The sequence below is a fragment of the Gottfriedia acidiceleris genome (assembly GCF_050457485.1).
In the GTDB taxonomy this organism is placed as follows: domain Bacteria; phylum Bacillota; class Bacilli; order Bacillales; family Bacillaceae_G; genus Gottfriedia; species Gottfriedia acidiceleris_D.
Window position 1 is genome coordinate 29,881 of sequence record NZ_JBCMJM010000015.1, and the last position, 17,412, is coordinate 47,292.

Annotated in this window: 17 protein-coding genes and 1 pseudogene; 8 read left to right on the forward strand and 10 right to left on the reverse strand. The window is 31.8% G+C overall.

Annotated features, from left to right (window positions below):
* The gene (gene ilvE / locus ABEY15_RS15010) at positions 1 to 891 is read right to left on the reverse strand and encodes a branched-chain-amino-acid transaminase (RefSeq protein ID WP_069032489.1); all 891 of its coding nucleotides are present in this window, start codon (positions 889 to 891) and stop codon (positions 1 to 3) included.
* Positions 892 to 1,153: 262 nt separating this feature from the next.
* On the opposite strand from ilvE, the gene ABEY15_RS15015 reads away from it, so the two are divergent.
* Positions 1,154 to 1,342, forward strand: a complete 189-nt coding sequence (locus ABEY15_RS15015; protein WP_056477121.1) for a hypothetical protein — start codon at positions 1,154 to 1,156, stop codon at positions 1,340 to 1,342.
* Between the two features lie 368 nt (positions 1,343 to 1,710).
* Here the strand turns inward: ABEY15_RS15015 and ABEY15_RS15020 are convergent, their stop codons facing one another.
* Positions 1,711 to 3,237: an ABC transporter permease/substrate-binding protein gene (locus ABEY15_RS15020; protein ID WP_429890974.1), complete on the reverse strand. Its 1,527-nt coding sequence runs from the start codon at positions 3,235 to 3,237 to the stop codon at positions 1,711 to 1,713.
* 1 nt (position 3,238) lies between these two features.
* A complete protein-coding gene (locus ABEY15_RS15025) occupies positions 3,239 to 3,991 on the reverse strand; it encodes an ABC transporter ATP-binding protein (protein WP_429890975.1) in 753 nt (250 codons plus the stop codon).
* 210 nt (positions 3,992 to 4,201) lie between these two features.
* Between ABEY15_RS15025 and brnQ the strand changes: the two genes are divergently transcribed.
* On the forward strand, positions 4,202 to 5,536 hold the full coding sequence (gene brnQ, locus ABEY15_RS15030; protein ID WP_429890976.1) for a branched-chain amino acid transport system II carrier protein: 1,335 nt from the start codon (positions 4,202 to 4,204) through the stop codon (positions 5,534 to 5,536).
* A 66-nt stretch (positions 5,537 to 5,602) separates the two neighbouring features.
* On the opposite strand, the gene ABEY15_RS15035 is transcribed toward brnQ, so the two are convergent.
* Complete coding sequence (locus ABEY15_RS15035; protein WP_429890977.1) at positions 5,603 to 6,775, reverse strand: alpha-hydroxy-acid oxidizing protein; 1,173 nt, start codon at positions 6,773 to 6,775, stop codon at positions 5,603 to 5,605.
* A 403-nt stretch (positions 6,776 to 7,178) separates the two neighbouring features.
* Between ABEY15_RS15035 and ABEY15_RS15040 the strand changes: the two genes are divergently transcribed.
* Positions 7,179 to 7,655, forward strand: a complete 477-nt coding sequence (locus tag ABEY15_RS15040) for a nucleoside deaminase (RefSeq protein WP_429890978.1) — start codon at positions 7,179 to 7,181, stop codon at positions 7,653 to 7,655.
* Positions 7,656 to 7,722: 67 nt separating this feature from the next.
* Here the strand turns inward: ABEY15_RS15040 and ABEY15_RS15045 are convergent, their stop codons facing one another.
* The 4 genes from ABEY15_RS15045 to ABEY15_RS15060 form a co-directional block, all read right to left on the reverse strand.
* Positions 7,723 to 8,181 carry a YkvA family protein gene (locus ABEY15_RS15045; protein WP_429890979.1) on the reverse strand — a complete coding sequence of 153 codons (459 nt, stop codon included), beginning with the start codon at positions 8,179 to 8,181 and terminating at the stop codon, positions 7,723 to 7,725.
* A gap of 129 nt (positions 8,182 to 8,310) precedes the next feature.
* Entirely contained in the window at positions 8,311 to 9,933 is a 1,623-nt protein-coding gene (locus ABEY15_RS15050; RefSeq protein WP_429890980.1) for an ABC-F family ATP-binding cassette domain-containing protein, read from the reverse strand.
* A 124-nt stretch (positions 9,934 to 10,057) separates the two neighbouring features.
* Positions 10,058 to 10,696, reverse strand: coding sequence for an SdpI family protein (locus tag ABEY15_RS15055; RefSeq protein ID WP_429890981.1), 639 nt, complete (start codon positions 10,694 to 10,696; stop codon positions 10,058 to 10,060).
* A 13-nt stretch (positions 10,697 to 10,709) separates the two neighbouring features.
* The gene (locus ABEY15_RS15060; protein ID WP_069032479.1) at positions 10,710 to 10,970 is read right to left on the reverse strand and encodes an autorepressor SdpR family transcription factor; all 261 of its coding nucleotides are present in this window, start codon (positions 10,968 to 10,970) and stop codon (positions 10,710 to 10,712) included.
* 174 nt (positions 10,971 to 11,144) lie between these two features.
* Between ABEY15_RS15060 and ABEY15_RS15065 the strand changes: the two genes are divergently transcribed.
* Positions 11,145 to 12,329, forward strand: a complete 1,185-nt coding sequence (locus tag ABEY15_RS15065) for an alanyl-tRNA editing protein (protein WP_429890982.1) — start codon at positions 11,145 to 11,147, stop codon at positions 12,327 to 12,329.
* Positions 12,330 to 12,453: 124 nt separating this feature from the next.
* Here the strand turns inward: ABEY15_RS15065 and ABEY15_RS15070 are convergent, their stop codons facing one another.
* Positions 12,454 to 12,948 (reverse strand): GNAT family N-acetyltransferase, encoded by a 495-nt coding sequence (locus tag ABEY15_RS15070; protein ID WP_429890983.1) that lies wholly within the window; start codon positions 12,946 to 12,948, stop codon positions 12,454 to 12,456.
* A 358-nt stretch (positions 12,949 to 13,306) separates the two neighbouring features.
* On the opposite strand from ABEY15_RS15070, the gene ABEY15_RS15075 reads away from it, so the two are divergent.
* On the forward strand, positions 13,307 to 13,999 hold the full coding sequence (locus tag ABEY15_RS15075) for a DUF899 domain-containing protein (RefSeq protein ID WP_429890984.1): 693 nt from the start codon (positions 13,307 to 13,309) through the stop codon (positions 13,997 to 13,999).
* Positions 14,000 to 14,092: 93 nt separating this feature from the next.
* Here ABEY15_RS15075 and ABEY15_RS15080 read toward each other — a convergent pair.
* Positions 14,093 to 14,701: pseudogene (locus tag ABEY15_RS15080) on the reverse strand (DUF4272 domain-containing protein); the annotation flags it as partial.
* A 229-nt stretch (positions 14,702 to 14,930) separates the two neighbouring features.
* On the opposite strand from ABEY15_RS15080, the gene ABEY15_RS15085 reads away from it, so the two are divergent.
* From ABEY15_RS15085 to ABEY15_RS15095, 3 genes are all read left to right on the forward strand, one after another.
* Complete coding sequence (locus tag ABEY15_RS15085) at positions 14,931 to 15,095, forward strand: hypothetical protein (protein WP_429890985.1); 165 nt, start codon at positions 14,931 to 14,933, stop codon at positions 15,093 to 15,095.
* A gap of 482 nt (positions 15,096 to 15,577) precedes the next feature.
* Complete coding sequence (locus ABEY15_RS15090; protein ID WP_429890986.1) at positions 15,578 to 16,159, forward strand: ABC transporter permease subunit; 582 nt, start codon at positions 15,578 to 15,580, stop codon at positions 16,157 to 16,159.
* Positions 16,156 to 17,175 (forward strand): ABC transporter permease, encoded by a 1,020-nt coding sequence (locus ABEY15_RS15095; RefSeq protein WP_429890987.1) that lies wholly within the window; start codon positions 16,156 to 16,158, stop codon positions 17,173 to 17,175. Before ABEY15_RS15090 ends, ABEY15_RS15095 begins: the two co-directional genes overlap by 4 nt.
* The last annotated feature ends 237 nt before the right edge of the window (positions 17,176 to 17,412 follow it).

The following is a 17,412-nucleotide window of genomic DNA, read 5'->3' on the forward strand; positions in this document are numbered from 1 at the left end:
TCACCCTTGTTTTACGTAAATTTTTTCTCCATCTTCAACTACTAATTGACGAAATGCTTTTAATAATCTTTGTGTATTTGGTCCTGGTTTTCCATCACCAATCACTCGTCCATCTACCTTAGATACGCCAATTACTTCAGCTGCTGTTCCTGTTAAGAAAACCTCATCGGCAATATAAACATCATGTCTTGTGAACAATTTTTCCTCAACTTCATAACCTAATGTGTCACCTAATTCCATAATTGCATTTCGAGTAATTCCTTCTAATGCACCTGCTGAACTCGGTGGAGTAATTAACTTATTGCCTTTTACTAAAAAGACATTATCTCCTGAACCTTCAGCTACAAAGCCTTGATCGTTTAGCATTAGTGCTTCTTGAACACCAGCTAGTTTCGCTTCAATTTTTACTAATATGTTATTTAAGTAATTTAAAGATTTAATTTGTGGATTTAATACATCACTTCGATTTCTTCTCGTTGCTACTGTTACAATTTCCATACCATTTTCGTATAGTTCTTGTGGAAACAGTGCTAGTTGTTCAGCAATGACAACTACATTTGCTCTTGGACAAGAAGTTGGATCTAATCCAAGATTCCCTTCTCCTCTTGAGACGACGAGTCGAATATAACCACTATGTAAATTATTTCGATTTACTGTATCAACTACAATTTGTGTTAACTCTTCTAAAGAATAAGGAATTGTTAATAAAATTGATTTTGCTGATTCATATAATCGAATGAGATGTTCTTTTAAGCGAAATACATTGCCATCATATACGCGAATCCCTTCGAATACTCCATCTCCATATAAATATCCATGATCATATACAGAAACTTTTGCATCTTGTTTTTGAACGAATTCACCATTTAAAAAAATCTGTTGCTCTGTCACGGTTAATCCTCCTCAAGAGTTAAAATATTTGTACTTACTTTATTCCAATCTACTAAATAAATCAACAAGTTTTTAGAAAATTTAAAATTCATATTTTATTCAAAAATCGTATAAATATTGGTAAATCAACAATGAAAACCTTTACATTTTTTCAAAATAATTTTTCGACAAAATTTTACTCTTGAAAAATGTTTTTAAAAGGATTATCATATGGTTACTTTAAACAGAATTTTCTGTAAATTAAAATCGGAGGCGAGTAAAAATGGCTACTTTACAAATTAATGGGACTGTTAACGAAATCAATGAAGTGTTGAAAGTAATGAGTAATCATTTTGACATTCAGATTAAAGACGAAAAATCCGATCAGGAGTATTCAGTAGATTTCTCTTATGAAGAATGGGAAAATGATTCTTTTGTAAGTGAGATGTTAACTGGAGCGTATAATGATTAAACATTAAAATTCTTATCGTATGATAACTAAAAGAGGGTAGCCGATTATTTAGGCACCCTCTTTTTATTGATTGGTCTGAGGTTGCAATAAACGGCCGACTGCAAATAAATCTAGCAAATGTGCAATTAATGTACAAAATTCCCCCTACCAGTTATGGTATTTCACCCCATAAACTGTTCATCAATTTTTACTCTTTAAAAGAAAACTAGCAATCTCCCACATATTTTATCTATCTCGAATAAAAAGTCGCTACGAATCTGTTAAAAAATATTAATTGTAATAGAACAGCGCTTTACGTTTAAGTGTATTACAACAAAAAAAGGACTGCCCAGATCAGTTCCCCTGACCAGTAAGACAGTCCATTTCGTTTATTTTAGCAAGCCCTCATCCTTCAAAAACTCTCTTGCAACACTTTCGGCAGATTTTCCACCAACATTTACTTTGTAATTCATTTCTCTCATTTCATCATCCGTTATTTTATTTTTTAATTTATTTAATATATTTTTGACTTCTGGATATTTTTTAAGTGTTTCTTTTCTCAGAAGTGGTGCACATTGATATGGTGGGAATAAATTTTTATCATCGACTAACACTTTCATGTTATAACTTTGGAGCTCACTATCAGTTGAATATGCATCGATTATTGAGAGATCGCCCGATTGAATTGCGTCATATCTCAATTTTGGCTCCATCGTTTTTAAATTTTGGAACTTCAATCCATATAATTTTTGTAGTCCTAAATATCCGTCTTCACGATCTGTAAATTCTAACGTGAAACCTGCTTTTAACTGATTTTCTACTTTGGCTGCATCTGAAATTGTTTCGATTCCAAATTGTTTGGAAATGTGATCTGGAACAGCTAATGCATAAGTGTCATTAAATTTCATAGGTTCCAAATAGCTCAGATTATACTTTTTTGCTAAACCTTCAGCAGCTTGTTCATATACTGCATTTGCATCATTACTAATAGCTTTTTCTTTCAAAAAAGTAGATATGACCGTACCTGTATATTCTGGATAAATATCAATGTCACCTTTTTTTAATGCATTAAACACAAATGTTGTTTTACCAAAATTGGGCTTAACTTCAACGTTTAGATTCGTTTCATCCTCAATCATTAGTTTATACATATTCATTATTATTTCTGGTTCAGCACCTAATTTTCCAGCGATCACTAGATCCGTTTTATTCCAAGATTTAATTGTTAATGGAGAAAATAATAATGCTAATAAAATAAAACTAGCAGTTATTATTCTTAATGAAAAACTCTTAAAACTCCTCTTCTCTATTAATCTTAAAATAAAATCAAATATAATTGCTAAAAGTGCTGATGGTATTGCACCTATAATGATTAAATTCATATCGTTTCGGTCGATTCCTAATAATATTAAACTACCTAAACCTCCAGCTCCTATTAAAGCGGCGATTGTTGCAGTTCCAACAATGATGACCATAGCAGTACGGATTCCCGCCATCATAACTGGTAGCGCTAATGGTAATTCAACCTTAAAAAGTCTTTGTCTACCATTCATTCCTAAGCCAGTTGCTGCCTCTAATAGGATTGGATCAATTTCCTTAATTCCGGTATATGTATTTCGCAAGATCGGCAATAATGCATAAACACTTAGCGCAATTACCGCTGGAATCTTTCCAATACCGACTAATGGTATTAAAATTCCTAACAGCGCCAATGAAGGTATAGTTTGAATAACTGCTGTCGTTCCAATTACAAATTCAGAGAGAACTTTCTTCCTCGTTAAGTAAATTCCAATCGGGACAGCTATTATTATTGCAATAATTAGTGCAAATACTGAAATTTGAATATGCTCTAACAAAGCCGTTAATAATTGCTCTTTTCTATTTGCAAGGGTTGTTGTAAAAGAAGTGAGAATCATCTTATATTCCCTCCTTTACAACAGCTTTACCACGATAATTGTCTATAAATTGTTCAACAAAAGGATTGACTGGATTATTTAAAATTTCATCCTTCGTACCAACTTGAACTAGTTCTCCATCGTGCATAATCCCGATTCGGTCTCCTAAATAAAATGCCTCGTCTAAATCATGTGTAACGAAAAGGATCGTTTTATTAATCTTAGTTTTTAATTGCTTCAGGTCCTTTTGTAATTGTAATCTAGTAATCGGATCTAATGCACTAAATGGTTCGTCCATTAATAATAAGTTAGGATCCCCTGCTAATGCCCTCGCTACACCTACCCGCTGTTGTTGACCTCCAGATAATTCTAAAACTGATCTTTTACTAAATTCCAAAGGATTTAATTTTACTAATTCTAATAATTCTCGAGTGCGCTCTATTATTTGTGCTTTGTTCCATTTTTTTAATTCTGGTACAATTGAAATATTTTCTTCAACATTCAAATGGGGAAATAGTGCAATCTGTTGTAGTACATATCCAAACTCTCTCCTCAGCTTATGTTCATCATAATCTTTAATGTTTTTATCATTATAAAAAATTTCACCATCAGTTGGTTTAATTAATCTATTTATTAATTTAATTGTTGTTGTTTTTCCACAGCCACTTGGTCCTATTAAAACAAAACATTCGCCTGTTTCAATTGAAAAAGTTAAATCCTGAACTGCACATTTTCCATTTGAAAACCTAAAAGATATATCTTGAAATTGAATCATTCTAGTCCTCCCTTAAAAAAGCCTATAAATATATATAGTTAGAGGACAAGTTTTCTTATGCTTTAAGTAATAAAAATTAGGACAAAAGAAACTTTTTTCATACTTTATGAAAATAATAAGAATTTTAAAGGATTTAGTAGTAAATAGAGTTGTTTTTTGATAGAATGAGAAAATCATTTTTAAGTAGCAACAATGTTTGAGGTGAATTATTTGAATACTTTAACAAAAAAAGAAATACTGTTTATTGGATTTATGTTATTTTCGATGTTATTTGGTGCTGGTAATTTAATTTTCCCAGCATACATCGGACAAGCAGCCGGAGAGAATGTATGGGCAGCAATTATCGGATTTATAATTTCAGATGCAGGCATTGCAATTTTAGCATTTATAGCAATAGCAAAATCCGGTGATTTTGATACGCTTGTAAGGAGAGTACATCCTATTTTTGCACTTCTCTTCCCGATGGCAATCTACTTGTCGATCGGACCTGGACTTGCAATTCCACGAGCTAGTAGTCTCGCATACGAAATGGGTGTTAAACCATTTTTGTCCAGAGGTTTGGCTGTTTCGCCAATAGGGCTATTAGTTTATACGATTATGTTTTTTAGTATCGTTTATTGGTTTGCTAAATCACCTTCAAAATTAGTTGACAGATTTGGTAAAATTTTAACTCCGGCTTTACTAATCTTAATTTTAATTGTTTTTATTAAAGCAATGTTTACAGACTTATCTAGTTTTAAGGATGCATCCTTAACATACAAATCTAACCCTGTCTCACAAGGAATTTTAGATGGCTATCAAACAATGGATGGGATTTGCGCATTAATCTACGGGATTGTTTTCATCAATATTTTTCAAAGATTAAATGTTACAAATAAAAAATTACAAATTAAGTATTTAATTATTTTCGGTTTAATTTGTGCATTATTATTATCGGTGACTTATTTTATAATTGGCTACTTAGGTGCCTCAGCATCGATTACTGGACAAATTGATAATGGGGCAATCGTCTTAACAATAGTAATGAATCAATTATTTGGAAATGGTGGAACGATTGTTTTAGGACTTATTTTTACACTTGCATGCTTAAGTGTTTGTATTGGTTTAATTACATCATGCTCTCAATATTTTAATAGTATTTTCCCTAAATTATCATATAAACAATGGGCAATCTTATTATGTTTTATAAGTGGTTTCGTAGCAAATTTAGGACTTACACAAATATTAAAAGTATCCGTTCCAATATTAGGTCTTTTATATCCAATGGCAATTGCACTGATTGTACTAGCATTTTTACACGATCAATTACCATTTAAAGGTAGACCCGTTTATTTATTAACAATTTTGTTTGTTGGAATTTATAGCTTAATCGAGATTATCAATTCATCATTTTTAAATTACGGACTAAATGAATTATTATCGATTGTTCCAATGCAAAGTAACGGATTCGGTTGGGTAATACCTGGTTTAATCGGATTTGTAATTGGTTGTATGATGGAGAAGTTTTTCGTTAAAGAATATACCGAAGTAAAGAACGCAGCTTAATTATATTTTCAAAATAAAGAGCGACTCATTAGTCTAAGCACTCACTGAGATCGCTCTTTTTAATTTTTAAAAATGTTTACTAAGGTTTTCTTTCACTAACAAAGATGGCTTTAATTCACTGATACTTTTTTGTCCTGATAAAGCCATCGTTAAATCAAAATCAGCTAAAATATTTTTCATTACTTGAACTACTCCGTTTTTACCAGCAAGAGCTAGGCCATACATATACGGTCGTCCAATTAATACTGCATCAGCACCGATTGCTAAAGCTTTATATACATCTGATCCCCTTCTAATTCCACTATCCATTAAAATTGGTAATCTACCTTTTAATTCACTACAAATACTCTCTAATGCATCTAAAGAACTAATTGTTCCATCAACTTGTCTTCCACCATGATTCGAAACAATAATGCCATCCATTCCAAATTCAAGAGCAAGCATCGCATCGTCCTTATGTAAAATTCCCTTTAATAAAATAGGTAACTTAGTTTGATTTCGCAAATATGCTAAATCTTCCCACGTTAGTGCAGGATTGCCAAAGAGTCTTGTCCATAATAGAATTGCTGACTGTGGATCCTCTTCAGGTGATTTTTTTAATCGTGAGCGAAATACAGGATCCTCTAAATAGTTACCAATACCTTGCCCTTGTAAAAATGGTAAATATGTATTTTCAATATCTTTTTCTCTCCATCCCATAATCGAGGTGTCAAGTGTAATAACAATCGCTTCGTAGCCATTTGCTTCAGCACGTTTCATCATACTTGCTGCTATTTCCAAATCGCTACTACAATATAATTGATACCATTTAGGTGAATCTCCTAGAACAGTTGAAACCTTTTCTAATGAGTAAGTTGATGCAGTACTAGTAATGTATGGAATATTCAATTCTGCTGCAGCTCTAGCAGCTTCAAGTTCCCCTTCTGGATGTGCAATCGACTGGACACCGATTGGAGCAAATAAAATTGGCGAATTATATGTTTTGCCAAATAAATTTATACTAATATCACGCTCAGCCACATTACGTAACATTCGCGGTACAATTTTCCACTTATCAAATGCTAATCTATTTTCATTCATCGAGCGCTCACTACCTGCGCCCCCGGCTATATAATAAAAAGGTCCTTCTTCTAATTGATCTTGTGCTAACTTTTCTAAATCCTCAAATCTAACAGGAATTTCACTTTTTTTCCCACTACTATACACTTGCAATTGAATATAATTTCCGAAATTCTTCATTCGAAACACATCCTTCAAAAAGTTGTAACCGTTTACATATTCTAATTTGATTCAAATAACTCCTTTAATTTTCTTAATAAATCATTCGACATTTTGAATATTTATTAGATTTCTTATCCCGTTTAGAATTTACTTTTATATTAAAAATTTTTGTTTGAATTATTTTACTCTATTTTTATTGTTCTTAAAAAAATGAATTTTCTTACTTTATATTGATTAAATATGTTCTTAAATACTGTAATAGAGTGTACAAATAAGTAAGATACCCTTTTTAATATTAATGGTTGATTTAAAGAATTGTAAATCGATTAACCAATTTGATTGACTACTTATTTATATTAATTTAAGAGATTAGATAAATGTAAATACCTTTCGCCCTTATTACTATAAAGGTGGTGTTAGTTTGAATCACTCTGATTGGATTAAATTAAGTGTAAGACTTGCTTATGAGAACTTATTAAATAAGAATGGTGGGCCATTTGGAGCAGTTATTGTCCAAGATGGAAAAGTAATTGGTGCCGGCGTAAATGGAGTCACAACTTTAAATGATCCAACTGCACATGCAGAGGTCCAAGCAATTCGAAACGCATGTCAAAATTTAGGTACTTATTTATTAAAGGATGCCGTCTTATATACTAGCTGTGAACCATGCCCGATGTGTCTAAGTGCCGCCTATTGGTCTAGAATTTCAAAAATATATTATTTTTTCACAAAAGATGATGCTGCAAAAATTGGATTTGATGATGCGCATATTTATAATGAACTTTCACTTCCATATGAAGATCGAACAATACCTAGTCAACAAATAATGATTAAAGTCAGAGATATTGAAAACCCTTTCATTGTTTGGTCAAAAGATGAAAGTCATGTACATTATTAATCGGAATAAGTAAAGGTTGCTCAATAATAAATAATGAGCAACCTTAATTTAATTTTGTTTACAAATTTTAATCTTTTAACTCATGATCTTGCTCTGTCTCTTCAATTTCCACTAAATTTGATGAATCATCTTTTTCGTTATTATTTTCTTTCCAGATTTTATACTTTTCAATATCTTTGTTAATTTGTTTAAATGTATACGCTAAAATCGTTGCATCATCTAAAAAGCCTAAGCCGACGATAAAATCTGGTATTGCGTCGATTGGACTGACAAAATAAATTAATGCCCCGATCACTGTCAAAATTGATTTTGTGGAAATATCTCTATAACTGCCATTAATATATGATTTAAATAAATCTATAAATAAATTTACTTTTTCCCAAGCTTCACCTAGTGCACCTTTTTTATCTGGTGCCAGCTTAGCTGCTTTTTTCAATAAATTCGTTGATTTTTCTTTATTTCCTAAATAGGAAGAAGCTTTCTTTAAATACTTTTTAAAAAACTTATTTTCATTTAACTCAGACATTATTTCTCCTCCCTTTTTTATAGTTTAACAAATATGAAAACAAGATGAAAGTACGAAAAACCACTAATCAATTGATTAGTGGTTTCACTCCTTTCACGCTTTCATTGTGAAAGGCCCGTGTAGTTGAAATTACTTATTATATAACTCTTCTACTTGCTTTTGTAAATCCTTGTTCTCTAAGAACTCATCATAAGTACACTCTTTATCAACTAAACCGTTTGGTGTCACTTCAATTACACGGTTTGCAATTGTTTGAATAAACTGATGGTCATGAGATGTAAATAATCCTGTGCCTTTGAATGCGATTAAACCATTATTTAATGCTGTAATTGACTCTAAGTCTAAGTGGTTAGTAGGATCATCTAATACTAATACGTTTGCTCCACTTAACATCATTTTTGAAAGCATACAGCGAACTTTTTCTCCCCCAGAAAGAACAGAAGCTTTTTTCATTACTTCCTCTCCTGAGAATAGCATACGTCCTAAAAATCCACGTAGGAAGCTTTCAGACTCATCTTGTGGAGAGAACTGGCGTAACCATTCAATTAAGTTCATATCACTGTTTTCAAAGAACTCAGAGTTATCTTTAGGGAAAAATGCTTGAGAAGTTGTTACTCCCCATTTAAATGTACCAGTATCTGGCTCCATTTCACCCATTAAAATTTTAAATAAAGTTGAAATTGCAACGTCATTTTTACCAACAAACGCAATTTTATCACCTTTATTTACAGTAAAACGTACATTATCTAATACTTTTTCACCATCGATTGTTTTTGAAATTCCGTCAACAGTTAATAAATCATTCCCAACTTCTCTCTCTGGCGTAAATCCAACGAAAGGATAACGACGAGAAGATGGTCTAATATCATCAAGCGTAATTTTATCTAAAAGTTTTTTACGTGAAGTAGCTTGTTTTGCTTTTGATGCATTTGAGCTAAATCGAGCAATAAATCCTTGTAGTTCTTTAATTTTCTCTTCTTTTTTCTTATTAGCATCAGACATTAATCTTTGAGCTAATTGACTTGATTCATACCAGAAATCATAGTTACCAACATAAAGTTGAATCTTACCAAAATCTAAATCAGCCATATGCGTACATACTTGATTTAAGAAGTGACGGTCATGTGATACAACGATAACTGTGTTTTCAAAGTTAATTAAGAAGTTTTCTAACCATTGAACAGCTTTAAGATCTAAGTTGTTCGTTGGCTCATCTAGTAAAAGAATATCTGGTTGACCAAATAATGCTTGAGCAAGTAAAACTTTTACTTTCTCGCCTGCTTGTAATTCAGCCATTTTTTTATAATGTAAGTCTTCTGTAATGCCAAGACCTTTTAATAAAATTGCAGCTTCTGATTCTGCTTCCCAACCATTTAACTCTGCAAACTCACCTTCAAGTTCTGCAGCTTTCATGCCATCTTCTTCAGTGAAATCTTCTTTCATGTAGATAGCATCTTTTTCTTTCATTACTTCGAAAAGACGAGTATGACCCATAATAACAGTTTGAAGAACTTCAAACTCTTCATATTCAAATTGGTTTTGTTTTAATACTGCAAGACGCTCACCTGGCGTTACAATTACATCACCTGTTGAAGGCTCAATATCACCAGATAAAATTTTAATAAACGTAGATTTACCTGCACCATTAGCACCAATTAAACCGTAACAGTTACCTGGTGTAAACTTTATATTAACATCATCAAATAATTTTCTGTCCGCAAAACGCAAACTAACATTAGAAACTGTAATCATTTTAATTATATTCCTCCAACTCTTTTGCTCTACTCTTTACAATACCATATTTTAAAAGGAAATTAAATTTTTTCTAAAAGAAATTCATAAACAATCACCAAATTTTGTAAAAAAATAGCTTAATTTAGTTTTTCATTTCTTTTTTAAAGGCAATATATGAATAAATAGTTGTGAACCCAACTAAAAATATAATCAATGGAATGACAATTATTCCTTTATTATTCACTGGAATAAAATAAAGCAATAAGAAACATAAACCAACGATCATAAATAATCTACCGCTCACACGATGTGTTTTTTTCCAAACATTTTCATTACTTAATGTCCAAGGTGTACGGACGCCAATAAAATAATTCGAACGAACATGAGGCATATAATTTCCAAGAAACATAAACAAAAGGCCAATAAAGAGAAAACTCATTGAGCCGATATGAACGTTATAACCTAGTCCGTAAAATAAAACACTCATATTAATTAAAAAGAAAATAAATAAAATCCCTGTAGCCATAAAGTACAAGCTTCTTTGGAATAACTTATAATTTTCTTTTCTTGGATCTATCTTAGGAGTTACAATTGGCAATAAATAAACGAAAAGCATGATCGCATGGAGCTCGATAAATGTTTGCATCTTTGAATCGTAATTATTAACATTTCCTGAAAAATCCCAGTGAACTGGTAGTTTACTTGGTAAATTATGAAAGTTAATAATCCATAATACTAGTGAACAAATAAATAGTAAAATTGCAATGATATGCTTTTTCAAAATAAGTCACCTCTCAATTATTTTCTTTAAAACTATATGCCCAACTTATAATTTCTTGGAAAACCGTCATATTTAAAGAATAAATAATAAATTGCCCCTTTTTTTCATCTTGAATTAACTGGGCTGATTTTAATATTTTAAGATGCTGCGAAATACTAGGTTTTGACATATCGAATTGTTCAGAGATTTCTCCAGCAGTTAAATCCTTCTCTTTTAATAAATCTAAAATTTTCCTTCGAGTTGGATCCGATAATGCTTTAAATAATTCGTTCACATTTTACACCTCTAAGATTTTAGTATTTAGTTAATTAACTAAATACTAAAATCTATTTATCTATTTGTCAATTATGCTAAAATTAGAAACAGAATATTTTAAGTTTTTATTTCGTTTCTATATAATTTAAATTAAACATCAAATTTTGGAAATTAAAAGATTAGAGGTATTATCATGGCAAATAAACTATATTTTGAACACCCCTCTTTAAAAAAATGGTTTACTAAAATTACAGAAATTAAAGAAGTTGATTCTTTGTTTCACATCAAACTTGAGGATTCAGCATTTTATCCTGAAGGTGGCGGGCAGCCATCTGATGTCGGTACAATTAATGGAATTGAAATTGTTGATCTAATAGAAGAAGATGAAGAAGTGATCCATGTCCTAAATACAAGACCGGATACAACCGAAGCAACATGTGAAATAAATTGGGATCGAAGAATTGATCATATGCAGCATCATAGTGGCCAACATTTACTTTCAGCAACAATTATTGAACTATTTGATATTCCTACTGTAAGTTTTCATTTAGGAAAAGAGACAGTTACGATTGACTTAGATACACCTTCTCTTTCTGCTGAACAATTAAATCAAATTGAAAGCGCAGTATATGAAAAGATTCTTGCAAATATTGAAATAAAAACTTACTTCGTAAATAAAGAAGAATTAAATGCACTCCAACTCCGCAAATTACCAAAAGTTGAAGACAACATACGAATTGTTGAGATTTTACATACAGATTTATCTGCTTGTTGTGGTACGCATGTAAAACAAACGGGTGAAATTGGATTAATTAAATTAATTAAAACTGAAAAAGTAAGACAAACTACTCGACTTCATTTTAAATGTGGCTTTAGAGCACTAGAAGAAGTTCAAAAGACTAGTAAAACTTTATCAAATATTAATCAATTATTTAATACACATACTGATCAAGTTAAGGATAAAGTCGAAACGACGATGAATGAATTAAAAGAAGCTCAAAAAGAAATTGAGAGAATGAAAGAAACGATTTTTAACTCAATTTCAAACGAGTTACTATTAAACGCGACGAATGATATCATTATTAAAACATTTGAAGAAGAATCAGTAAAAGACTTACTGTCACTCGCAAAGACAATCCAATCGAAAAAACCTTCATTACTTGTTTTTTCAAGTGTAAAAGAGCAAAAACTATTGCTAATTAATCAGATTAATAATGATGTACATTGCGGAGAGCTAATTAAAAATTTACTAAAACAGGTTGAAGGAAAAGGTGGAGGCGGTGCAGGGCAAGCACAAGCTACTTTTGAAACTTCAATCCAATTAAAAGAGGCTGAAAATACTTTAAAACGTATTCTTTTTAGTCAGGTAAATGTGTAATTCTTTAGAAAAACAATTTTCACCTAAGAAAATGATTGTCAAATTTGACAATCATTCTAAAAAGAACAACTACGGACTGCTCAAGTCTACGGTTGTTCTTTTTTTGTTATGTATTCATTTTTATCTATTCAACCGAATACTTATAGAATTTTTTATCGACCTTCATCACCGGAAATTTTTCAGGTAAATCAGTCACTTCTACACTTGTAAATCCATTTTTCTCATAAAATCTGTGAGCTGCTAAAAATTGAGGGGTTGTTCCAAGATAAATTGCTTTTATTGACATTTCTTTCGCCCATTTAATAGCATTATTTAATAAGAGACTGGCAGTTTTATATTTTGCACCTCTGTATTCTTTGTCCACAAACATCTTTCTTAACGCAACTTCTTGATTCCCTATGTCTAAAAGACTGATTGTACCAACTACTTTATCGCCATAAAGAGCCACCCAAAAATTCCCGTTTCCATTCTGATAGAATTCTTCTATAGTAAACAAATCAGGCTGGTCATCTTTGGTGATCTTAATATTGTATTCTTGTTGCTGAATAGCAAGAATTAAATCAACTACTTGATCTTGATAATCATTAGAGTATTCTTTCACAATAGGACTGCTGTTCATAAATTTGCACCGCCTTTAAAATATTAAGATATTACTGTTTTCTATTTAACCAATTCTCTTTACTCTCACAGTTACCTCTTTATTCAATATAGGGATCGAGATATCCTTTTTTCTTATTAAACTAAAATGTTAAATTGTACAATTTAAAAAAGCTGCAATTACGCAACTTGTGATGTGTAACTAACGTATACTGTAGTCCTATAAAATTAGATTGTTTTCCAATCCTCATTTTTCATATTGCGGTTTAACGTAGCACTCTCCTTTGCTTCGTCGATAGAATTATAATCTGTATCTCCAATGAATACGAGATGCGATATTGTAGAGAATATATGAGAAAATGATATGACGAGGTGTTGTTATGGATCACAAAGTTCTGCCAAGAAAGGAATGGCTTGAATCGAGGAAAGAACTTTTACAGAAAGAAAAAGATTTCACCAAGATAAGAGATGAACTTACACAGCAGAGACGAGATTTGCCGTGGGAAGCCGTTAGCAAGTCATATATATTTGACGGTCCGAACGGTAAGGTATCATTAGCAGACCTATTTAATGGAAAAAGTCAGTTGATTGTATACCATTTCATGTTCAGTCCAAATTGGGATCAAGGGTGCAAACATTGTTCTTTTTGGGCTGACCACTACAGCGGGATGATTCCACACTTAAATCACCGAGATGTCAGCTTTGTTTGTATTTCCCGTGGACCATTAGAAAAGTTGGAGGGATTTAAAAAACGTATGGGTTGGACATTTCCATGGTATTCGTCAGGGCACACGGATTTTAATTTTGATTTTCAAGCATCTTTTTTAGAAGACGAAGTAGAGAATAAATTAGCATATTATAACTATACTATGCAAAATCCGATGAGTTCCGACAGAGAAGGAGTGAGTGTTTTTTATAAAGATGATGAAGGAAATATATTTCATACATACTCCACTTACGCTCGTGGCATTGACATGATGAATAACACATACCAGTTTCTCGATTTGGTCCCGAAAGGTAGGCAGGACGATCGTGGACTGCGTCATAGTGATCAATATGTTCCAAAAGTATAATTTTTTTCATATTAAAAGGACTGCAAAAATGAACTGCAGTCCTTTCTTTTATAGAACTAACTCAATGCTTTAGTTGAATAAGGAATTTGAATTTTATGTATCAGTAGAAACAGCATCCCATTCTTCTTCCATGTAATTCACAAGCCAATTAAATGCATAATGTCTTTCATAAATGACACTTTCATTAAAGTTTGATGGGATATATGATCCTTTTAATTGAGCGTCTCTAACTGCCCAGTGAGTTCTATATGTTAAATCCAAGCTATCAAGAATTTCATTAGTTCCTCTAAGTGAAGATTTTTTTATTAAATCCTCCTTAGTAGCACTCAATACTGTCTCATAAACTAAATCAACATCACATGTGTTAGTAGGGATGCCCAATTCTTGAATTATATTTATCGACCACAAAAGAACCCAAATACATTCGATTTTCCATGAATATTGAATAAAATCTCTTTGTTTTGGGCTTTTCTTTTCGATAAATCTTTTCTCATCATCAGTAAATAAATCGAATGCTTTAAACACTTCGATAAATTCATCAATTTCACCATTTGATGCACCCATTCCTTTTGCGGATACTATCGTGAGTGCTATTATTCTATCTATGATTTCCTCTTTAGTTCTTACTTTTACATCACTATCTTGTTCTGTTAAAGGAAAATTCTCGTTAATCGGGACTCCCAATTTCTTTAATTGAAGTTCGGATTTTAATTTTTTCTCTCATTTGTTAGTTCCACTTAATCACCTCTAATTTTATTAATCAATATAAAGATTCCTTCACTACAATACCAATTGTGTATTATTCTTAATCGACTTATTTTTGTTATACTAACCTGTTGTTTTGTCGCTAAATTCTAATTTTTCTTACAATAATTTCCAGATTGGTTTAAAATATAGGTAATCAGATTTTAAACTTGAAAGGATGATGGAGTTGAAAAAGCTTATTTTTTCAATCATTACACTAGGATTTCTGTTTGGCCTTACATGGTTTGTTTCAGATTTTATGGATGGTAAAATGATTGACTATGCGTTTTTTGTAGGATTGATAGTAACGATCATTATCCGATTTTTCACGAGTAGTGGCGGCATCCAATAGCATTAATTTAAGTACTCAAACACAGACGGGTATGAAAGTAACGGGTGAGAATGCTAGTCCTTTTACAGTAACTCAAAAATCATTTTCATTACTGGTGTCTTTTACTTTTACAATCGTTTCTTTACTTATTACACTAGCTTATTACTGGAAAGAATTTTGAAATAAAGGAGTGAGATTAAGATCAAATGAGCCTACGCTTTTATCTATGGAAAAAATTCTACCATCTACTATTTACTATCATTTTGATTGGAATCATTGTATCATTTTCAGCTAGCTTACATACTTCAAAAGCTGACCTATTCCATTCTGTTTTAGAACAAATCAAAACGTTTGGTCATAGCTTTCTTCATTTAAACGAAATGACAATTTAGCTAGGAATCTTTTCAAAGCAAACACCCTTATGGAGTTACTTAGTAGAACCGTATACCTATTCGTTTATTATTTTATCATCTTCTTTTATCTGCACATTCACGCTAGGTATCTTGATTTCTTATGGAACCTATCTTTTATCACCCAAGATGCAAAGAGTCGTCAAAGAGGGGCTATTCCTCTTACAAAGTATTCCAGATGTGATATTCATTTTCGCAGTTCAATTATTCATCATTTGGTTGTATAAAAAAACGAATATCCTCATAGTCGATCCTGTCGCTGGGTTGAAGAAAGTCTATATATTACCGATACTTGTCGTGTCCATTCTACCAGGGATCATGTTATTTCAAATGACATTTTTAGCAATCGAAGAAGAAAGCAAAAAAACATATGTCGAATTTGCAAAATCAAAAGGATTGTCAAATGGAGGGGTACTTTTCAAACATATCCTACGAAATGTAGTTATAACGTTATTTTCTCATTCCCACTATTTGTTTTGGTTGCTTGTATCTAATTTATTAATCGTAGAATATTTATTTAACATACATGGGTTTTTTCACTTACTTTATATAACTTTGAAAACACCTGACGTATTTTACGTCTGCTTGGTCACTTTATTCTTTCCATTTTTTATTATTGAAATGATTTTTAATGTAGTCGCGATCAAACTAACAGGAAAGGAGCAATCTGAATGAAAAAAGGTTGGACGAGATACCCTTTTCTAGTTTCACTGTTTTTTCTAATTGGTTTAGTAACCTTCAGTTTTCTTTATACGTACTTTTTAAAGGATCACATTAAAGCTCCACCAAAACTTTTATATGATGGAAACGGGAAAATGATAAAGGGTCTTCCATTTCCACCAAGTTTAGATTACCCATTTGGTGTCGATCGTTTCGGTCATAATCTATTTTGGTCAGTCATTGATGGTGCGAAGTACACCATATTAATTGGTTTGTTTGTCAGTTTCTTGCGAGTTGGGTTAGGTGTTTGTTTTGGGATTTTTTACGGGATCTATTTAAAAAAGATGAGATCTTTTTTTACAACTTTTGAACGAGCATTCCGTTTTATCCCAGCAATTCTTCTTGTCATGCTGTTCTTTGATGTGAATCTATTTAGTAATGCAACAAAAGGTTTTTCCTATTTAGTCTCAATCATTATTTGGCTAACAGTTGTTGCATTACCATCTCTCGTTCAAGTGATTGGCAATGAAGTGAATCATTTTAACAAAGAAGATTTTATTACAGCATCCAGAGCGATGGGTGCAACGAAATTTCGGATTATTCGAAAACACGTAATGCCATTTCTACGTTCTAGAATTTTACTCATGATTGTTCAACAAATGATTAGTGTCTTACTATTACTTGTTCACTTAGGTGTAGTTCGAGTGTTTGTCGGTGGTAGCACAACAATCCATCTCGATTCTGTCAACAGTGTCACACTCCCTAATACGAATGAATGGTCTTCCTTAATTGGTGTCTCCTACCAAGAGCTAATGCTTGATCAATGGATTGTTTTTGGACCGAGTATTGCATTTATACTTACATTATTATCTTGCAATGTAATGAAAAGAATATTAGAAGGTGCTGAAGTAAATGTTGTTAATCCAAAAACTAAGCAAACAACATTAAAAGAGATTCAACAAATAAAGAAATCGGACTTTACGTTTGTCGAAGCCGTGGTAAGGAATAAGAACATTAAAGAGTTTCAGTAAAGAATAAAAGGAACTTTGCTTTAAGTTCCTTTTTCTCCGTAATAAGATCATAATTTCATTCATCATATTAAACTATCCTGCCATTTTGTTCAATAAAAAGAATTACATCACCATTTCTACCTTTTTTACTTCTATTTCACTATGGAATTTCAGTATTCTTTCCTCTACTATTCTCCCATTTAGTAAACAAGCACCACTTCAACAACCCAATTAACTTAAGCCTATATTCTACTTTTT